Source organism: Clostridium tyrobutyricum, assembly GCF_019144085.1.
Taxonomy (GTDB): domain Bacteria; phylum Bacillota; class Clostridia; order Clostridiales; family Clostridiaceae; genus Clostridium_B; species Clostridium_B tyrobutyricum_A.
The window spans coordinates 113,169-120,374 of the sequence record NZ_JAHHUY010000007.1 but is presented as its reverse complement, the minus strand read 5'-3'; the positions used below and the strand labels follow the sequence as shown (position 1 = coordinate 120,374).

The 7,206-nt window shown below is 31.8% G+C and carries 7 protein-coding genes; all 7 read right to left on the bottom strand.

What is annotated here, in order from left to right; translation table 11 throughout:
• Positions 1-1,944 (bottom strand): Stk1 family PASTA domain-containing Ser/Thr kinase (gene pknB / locus KM800_RS05220; RefSeq protein WP_217812120.1); only part of this gene is annotated, 1,944 nt, incomplete at its 3' end.
• Complete coding sequence (locus KM800_RS05215) at positions 1,919-2,665, bottom strand: Stp1/IreP family PP2C-type Ser/Thr phosphatase (RefSeq protein WP_217812119.1); 747 nt, start codon at positions 2,663-2,665, stop codon at positions 1,919-1,921. The genes pknB and KM800_RS05215, both read right to left, overlap by 26 nt.
• A gap of 3 nt (positions 2,666-2,668) precedes the next feature.
• The gene (gene rlmN / locus KM800_RS05210; protein WP_217812118.1) at positions 2,669-3,718 is read right to left on the bottom strand and encodes a 23S rRNA (adenine(2503)-C(2))-methyltransferase RlmN; all 1,050 of its coding nucleotides are present in this window, start codon (positions 3,716-3,718) and stop codon (positions 2,669-2,671) included.
• Positions 3,719-3,725: 7 nt separating this feature from the next.
• Entirely contained in the window at positions 3,726-5,054 is a 1,329-nt protein-coding gene (gene rsmB / locus KM800_RS05205) for a 16S rRNA (cytosine(967)-C(5))-methyltransferase RsmB (protein WP_217812117.1), read from the bottom strand.
• 16 nt (positions 5,055-5,070) lie between these two features.
• Positions 5,071-5,748, bottom strand: a complete 678-nt coding sequence (locus tag KM800_RS05200; protein ID WP_217812116.1) for a zinc metallopeptidase — start codon at positions 5,746-5,748, stop codon at positions 5,071-5,073.
• A 55-nt stretch (positions 5,749-5,803) separates the two neighbouring features.
• Positions 5,804-6,739 (bottom strand): methionyl-tRNA formyltransferase, encoded by a 936-nt coding sequence (gene fmt, locus KM800_RS05195; protein ID WP_217812115.1) that lies wholly within the window; start codon positions 6,737-6,739, stop codon positions 5,804-5,806.
• Positions 6,740-6,742: 3 nt separating this feature from the next.
• Positions 6,743-7,198 carry a peptide deformylase gene (gene def / locus KM800_RS05190; RefSeq protein WP_217812114.1) on the bottom strand — a complete coding sequence of 152 codons (456 nt, stop codon included), beginning with the start codon at positions 7,196-7,198 and terminating at the stop codon, positions 6,743-6,745.
• Positions 7,199-7,206: the final 8 nt, after the last annotated feature.

Here is a 7,206-nt window from a genome sequence, read left to right as displayed (position 1 = left end):
ACTTCCGCTGCTACTTCCACTGCCTTGTTGTGATCCACTTCCGCTGCTGCTTCCACTACTTTGTTGTGAGCCACCATCACTGTTGCTGCTTCCACTGCCCTGTTGTGAGCCACTTCCGCTGCTACTTCCACTGCTTTGTTGTGAGCCACCACTATTACTGCTTCCGCTGACTTGTTGTGAGCCATCTTTACCATCATTATTGCCACTATTATTATTTTGGTCCTTGGAACTTGCTGCTTCTACATATTTATAGTATGACAGAGTTATTGTAGAACCTTGTTTCTGAGATCCAGTTACGCTCTGACTTGAAACCTTCCCAGCCAGTGAACTATCTGGAGTATCTACTTGACTTGGAACAACTTTAAAACCTGCATTCTCAAGTATCGAAGTTGCTTCGTCAATATTTTTTCCTGTTACATCAGGAACTGTTGAATACTTAACTTCCGGTCCGTTACTTACAACTAAATCTACTGAAGAACCATCATCCACATTAGAATCTGATTGAGGATCCTGGCTTATTATATTTCCACTTGAAACATTGTCACTATACTTATAACTTATATCTCCCACATTCAAACCACTTTTAGTAATAATATCTTTAGCAGTATCAAGATCAGTTCCCACTACATTTGGAACTGTAAGCTGTTTCTTTCCTCCACTTATACTAACTCTTACTTCAGAATTAACTTTTACCTTGGTTCCTGCTTTAGGCAAAATTTTTATTATTGTACCTTCCGGTTTATCACTATTTTCTTTACCAACTACTACAAATTTCAATTTTTTAGCCTCTATAGTGCTCTTTGCTTCAGCCTGCTTCATTCCAACTATATTTGGAACTGTAGTTTCTGCTACTCCACTGTATATCTTATTATAACCTACTATAAATCCTATAACTACTATCAATACAGCTAATGCAGCCAATAATATATTTCTTTTTTTTCTTGGATCAAGTATGGTCTTTTTACTTGGCACTGAATCTTCAAGATCTTCTTCATCTTCATCGTTATCTTTATCATTATTTTTATCATTTTGCTTGTTAGCTGCAATTATGGCATTATTAACATCTGCTGGATCCATTATCCTAGTCATATCTTCTTCAAAATCATCATCTACAATATTAGGATTTTGATTATTTTGTATCTTATTTAAGTCCAGCAACATGGCAGTCATAGTCTGATATCTTCTAATAGGTTCTTTTTCTACAGCTTTTAATATTAATTTATTCAAGTTGTCTGGAATATTTTCGTCTAATTCTTTAGGTGGAACTACAGGTTCCTGTATGTGTTTTAATGCTACCGAAACAGGACTATCTGCATCATAGGGAACACGTCCTGTAACCATTTCATACATAACTATTCCCAATGAATATATATCCGTTCTAAAATCCACAAAACTGCCTTTTGCCTGTTCTGGTGAAAAATAATGAGCTGATCCCATTATTCTATTAGAATTAGTTATAGTTACAGAATTAGATGCCTTCGCTATGCCAAAGTCAGTTACTTTTGCTGTTCCTTCATCTGTTACAAGTATATTATGAGGTTTTATATCCCTATGTATGATATTATTCTTATGTGCACATTCTAAAGCCTTTACTATTTGTATAGATAACTCCACAGTTTTATTTGGAGCAAGCTTTCCATTTTCTTTTATAACCTGTTTTAAAGTCTTGCCACTTACATATTCCATTATTATATAATTTGTATCATTATCACTGCCTACATCATATATATTGACTATATGATTATTGGAAAGACTAGCTGCTGCTGTAGCTTCTCTTTTGAATTTTTTAACAAATTCAGTATCACTTGAAAATTCTTCTTTTAAAATTTTAACAGCTACATTACGATTTAATAATTTATCTTTTCCCTTATATACAATTGCCATACCTCCTTCCCCTATTTTCTCCAATACTTCATATCTATTTCCCAGAGTTGTTCCTATCATGTTTACACTCTCCTTCAAATACAATAACTGATATATTATCTCTTCCACCTCTTAGCTTACTTAAATCTATCAGCTGTTTGCAGGCATCTTTGTTATTGCTATTTTTCATTATAATTTCATACATTTCATTTACACTCACTTCATTTGACAATCCATCAGTACATATAAGTACTCTATTTATATCATCCAGATTCACATTAAATGTGTCCACTTCAACAGATGCATTAGTTCCAAGTGCTCTAGTTATTATATTCTTATTTGGGTGAACAGCTGCTTCTTCTTCTGTTATGCTTCCTTCATCTATAAGTTGTTGTACAAGTGAATGGTCTTTTGTAATTTTATTTATTCCGTCTTTTTTTATAATATAGCATCCACTGTCACCTACATTTCCTGTAATCATATGCTCATCTTTTACTAAACAGGCTGTTATAGTTGTCCCCATACCAGATAGATCTTTTCTGCTCTTTGAAAGTTTGAAGATCTTCTGATTGGCAATATTTATGGCTTTTATTAATTCATTCTCCATATTATCCGATGCTTTTATGGATTTAATACATGAAATTGTTGTGTCTACTGCAATCTTGCTGGCCACTTCTCCTGCATTATGTCCTCCCATTCCATCAGCTATAACATATAATTTGAAATCATTTCCTTCATAAAATCCTACACAATCTTCATTTAGCTTTCTTACCTTTCCTACATCTGATAAGATCCCCACCATTTTCTACACCCTTTCTCCATTCTTTTTGGAATCCAAATAGCTTCTTCTAAGTTGTCCGCATGCTGCATCTATATCTGAACCCATTTCTTTTCTTATTGTAGTTTCTATTCCATGTTTAGATAATATACGTAAAAAATTTTCAATATTATTTTTAGAAGACTGTTTGAATCCATTTTCTTTTATTTTATTTACAGGTATTAAATTCACATGGCACAGCATTTCTTTTAACAGGTGTACTAATTTCAAGGCGCATCTGTCGCTGTCATTTACACCTTGAACTAATGCATATTCAAAAGAAATTCTTCTTCCTGCTTTATTTATATAATACCTGCAGGATTCCATAATCTCATTTATAGAATATTTATTTGCAATAGGCATCATTGTAGTTCTGAGTGCATCTTCAGCTGCATGCAGTGATATTGCAAGGGTTATCTGCATCTTTTCTTCAGCAAGCTTCTTTATTTTAGGTACTATACCACACGTTGAAAGAGTTATATGTCTCTGTCCTATATTTAAACAGTATTGTGAGTTAACTATTTTAATAAATTTAAGTACATTCTCATAGTTATCTAGTGGTTCTCCACTTCCCATTAAAACTATATTGGATATTTTTTCTCCAATTTGTTTTTGACATACTAAAACTTGTGCCAATATTTCTCCTGAGCTTAAATTTCTAACCATTCCACCTATTGTAGATGCACAAAACCTGCATCCCATATTACAACCAACTTGAGTTGATACGCAAATAGAATTTCCTCTATTGTATTTCATCACCACAGTTTCAATAATATTGCCATCGTCATATTTATACAAGTACTTAAATGTATCTTTTCTTTCAGATTCATATGTTTTTATAAGCTGTGGAATACTTATATAGAAATTTTTCTTAAGAAGCTGCCTTGTATTTTGGGGAATGTTTTTCATATTATCAAAATTCCATATTTGATTTTTATAAAGCCAATCCATTACCTGTTTTGCTCTAAATGCACTTTCCCCTCTTTCTATCATCCATTTTTTTAATTCATCTAAACTAAAATCTAAAATATTATACATATTAAACCTACCTACGTTTTATCATTTTTGCAATAAAAAATCCATCCATATTTTCATTTGGAAGTATTGTAATATATCCTTCTTTATGATAAATCACATTGTCTATTGGTCCATAATCAAGCTTTTCCAACTCAAATTCAGGATTATTGTTTATAAACCAATTTACGTTTTTTTCATTTTCTTCTCTATTTATAGTACACGTGGAATATATAAGTTTACCACTGACTTTTACATATTTAGATGCATTTTTAATTATATTTCTCTGTATATTTATTATATCCTTTAATTGTTTCATATTTTTATTCCACTTTATTTCAGGTTTTTTTCTTATTATACCAAGTCCTGAACATGGTAGATCTATGAGAACCCTATCTGCTTTCTCTTTTAATTCATCATTGTAAATTTCAGCATTTTGTAAAGTTGCCTTAATATTTTTTATTCCCAGTCTTTCAACATTTGCTTCTATTAACTTTATTTTATTTTTATATATGTCAAAGGCAAAAATTTGGCCTGTGTTTCCCATAATCTCCGCTGCATATGCTGATTTTCCTCCTGGGGCACTGCACATGTCAAATACTACCATGCCGTTAGTAAGATCCATAGCTGTAACAGCGAGCATGGCACTTTCATCTTGTACTGATATCCTGCCACATTTGAATAATGGATTTTCATTTATACTACTTCCCCTATTTATTACTATGGAATCTTTACATATTATTCCTGATTGCACGCTATATCCATTTTCCAAAAGTTCATTGCATATTGTCTGTGCATCTGAAAATAGTCTATTTACTCTAACAGTAATCTTAGGAGTAGCATTTAATCCTTTTAGTATTCTATTAATGTTTTCATCTCCATATTGAGATATAAAAAGTTTTACCATCCATTTTGGAAAAGAATAATCAAAACATAATTTATCTATATGATTACTATTTTTGTCATATTTGCTCTGTTTATTCCTCAGGTAGTTTCTAAGCACTCCATTTACAACTTTGGAAAGCTTTGATGATTTTTTCTTTGACAGTTCTACAGCCTCGTTTACCACTGCAAAATCTGGTATCTTGTCTAAATATTTTATTTGATATATGGATATTCTCAATACATTTACTATGAATTTATCCATATCCTTTAAATTACTTTTTAAAAATCCGCCAAGTATACAGTCAATAGCATATTTATATTTCAATGTTCCATATACAATTTCAGTAACTAGGGACTTATCCTTTTTATTCAAATTACTCTTATTCAATCCATTATTAAGAGCTATATTTGAATAAGCTCCCTTATAAAGTACTTCTTGCAATATAGTAATTGCCACAAATCTAGAATTATTCATTTTTTCTCCTATATCATTAATCTCTTTCTCTGCTTATATAAATCAATCTAAGAAGATTGGCTATAGATGTAAGTGCCGCTGCTATATAAGTCATAGCCGCTGCTCCAAGAACCTTTCTTGCTCCTCTTAATTCATCATGATATAATATTGCTCTTCTATCAAGTATTTTAAGTGCTCTACTGGATGCATTAAGTTCTACAGGAAGAGTTACTATTTGAAATACTACAACTGCAGTAAAAAGTATTATTCCTATACTAACAAGCCCTCTTATGCCAAACATAAATCCCAATATAAATAGTATCCATGATGCACTTGATCCAAAGTTTGCAAAAGGTACTATACTATTTCTAAAAATCAAAGGAATGTATTTTTCTTTATGCTGAATAGCATGACCTGTTTCATGTGCTGCCACACCAATAGATGCTACAGAATTACCATAATATACACTTTCCGATAATCTCATAATTCTCTTGGAAGGATCATAATGGTCACTTAAATGTCCTGGTATCAATTCAATTGGGACATAATTCAATCCGCTGTAATCTAAGAGCATTCTTGCTACCTGCGCTCCAGTATATCCATTTTTGCTTCGATATTTTGAATATTTATTGAAGGTAGCCGATACTTTATATTGTGCATAGGCTGCAATTACAAGTGCCGGAATCAATATGATAAAACTTCTGTCAAACAACATATTTTTAACTCCTTTCTTTTTAGATTGAAATTAATTTTGAATTGTATTGAGTAGATTATTTTCCTAGGATCACACCTTTTTCTATAGAATTTCCTCTTATATATTCATCTACGCTCATACACCTTTTCCCAGGAAATTGTATTTCTTCAATCAAGAGTATTTTGTCCTTACAACATACTTTTATACCATTTTCACACACATCAGCTATAGTTCCAGGCTCCATATTTGAAATTTCATCTGTAACTTCACACTTATATATCTTCATATTTTTTTGTCCATAATTAGTATAGGCAACTGGCCATGGATTCAATCCTCTTATAAGATTTTTTATATCTTTTGCATCTGAGCTCCAGTTTATTTTTGCTATATTCTTATCTAACATTTTAGCATAATTCGTACATGTTTTACCCTGTTTTTTTCTAATTATAGTACCATCTTTGAATTTTTCTAAAGTTTTGATAATAAGATTAGCTCCATCTTCCATCAATATATCATGCAATGATCCAGCTGTCATATTCTCTGTAATTTCAACTCTATTACTAAAGAGAATATCTCCAGTATCAAGTCCCTCGTCCATAAGCATTGTAGTATTTCCACTTTCCTGTTCTCCATCTATTATGCACCAATTTATAGGAGCTGCTCCTCTATATTTTGGTAAAAGAGAGGCATGAAGATTTATGCATCCATATTTAGGTATGTCAAGTACCTCTTTTGTAAGTATTTGTCCATAAGCTACTACTACAATAAAATCAGGATTTATTGATTTCAATTTTTGTATGGAAAACTTATCTTCTTTTAATTTTTCCGGTTGATATATTTCTTTTATCCCATAGGATACTGCAGTTTCCTTAACAGGAGATTGAGAAATTTTTTTTCCTCTTCCTTTTGGTCTGTCAGGCTGTGTGAAAACTGCACTGACATTAAATTTATCTATTAGGGCTTTCAAAGAAGGTACTGCAAAATCAGGAGTTCCCATAAAAACTATATCCATATATTAATCTTCTCCCCTTTGATTTATAACTTTATCTACATAAAGTATTCCATCCAAGTGATCTATTTCATGACATAAAGCTCTTGCCAAAAGTTCCTCTCCCTCTACCATTATTTCCTCACCTTTTTCATTAAGTGCCTTTACTTTTACTTTATATGGTCTTTCTACTTTTCCCTGTTTACCAGGTATACTTAGACATCCTTCTTCATCTATATAACTGCCTTCTGTTTCTATTATTTCTGGATTTATAAGTTTAATTATACCTTGACCTATATCTATTACTATAACTCTTTTCAATATTCCAACTTGTGGAGCTGCAAGTCCAACTCCATTGGCATTATAGAGTGTTTCTTCCATATCTGATAAGAGTGTAGTTATTCTGTCATTTATATTATCAACTTTTCTACTTTTCTTTCTAAGTATTTCATCACCGTATTTTCTTATATTTCTTAAAGCCATTTTTTATT

What these genes read in the sequence shown, in the direction of transcription:
- KM800_RS05200 (WP_217812116.1), bottom strand. Translation starts at nt 5,748, where the DNA reads ATGTTGTTTGACAGAAGTTTTATCATATTGATTCCGGCACTTGTAATT.
- rlmN (WP_217812118.1), bottom strand. Translation starts at nt 3,718, where the DNA reads ATGTATAATATTTTAGATTTTAGTTTAGATGAATTAAAAAAATGGATG.
- def (WP_217812114.1), bottom strand. Translation starts at nt 7,198, where the DNA reads ATGGCTTTAAGAAATATAAGAAAATACGGTGATGAAATACTTAGAAAG.
- fmt (WP_217812115.1), bottom strand. Translation starts at nt 6,739, where the DNA reads ATGGATATAGTTTTTATGGGAACTCCTGATTTTGCAGTACCTTCTTTG.
- rsmB (WP_217812117.1), bottom strand. Translation starts at nt 5,054, where the DNA reads ATGAATAATTCTAGATTTGTGGCAATTACTATATTGCAAGAAGTACTT.
- KM800_RS05215 (WP_217812119.1), bottom strand. Translation starts at nt 2,665, where the DNA reads ATGGTGGGGATCTTATCAGATGTAGGAAAGGTAAGAAAGCTAAATGAA.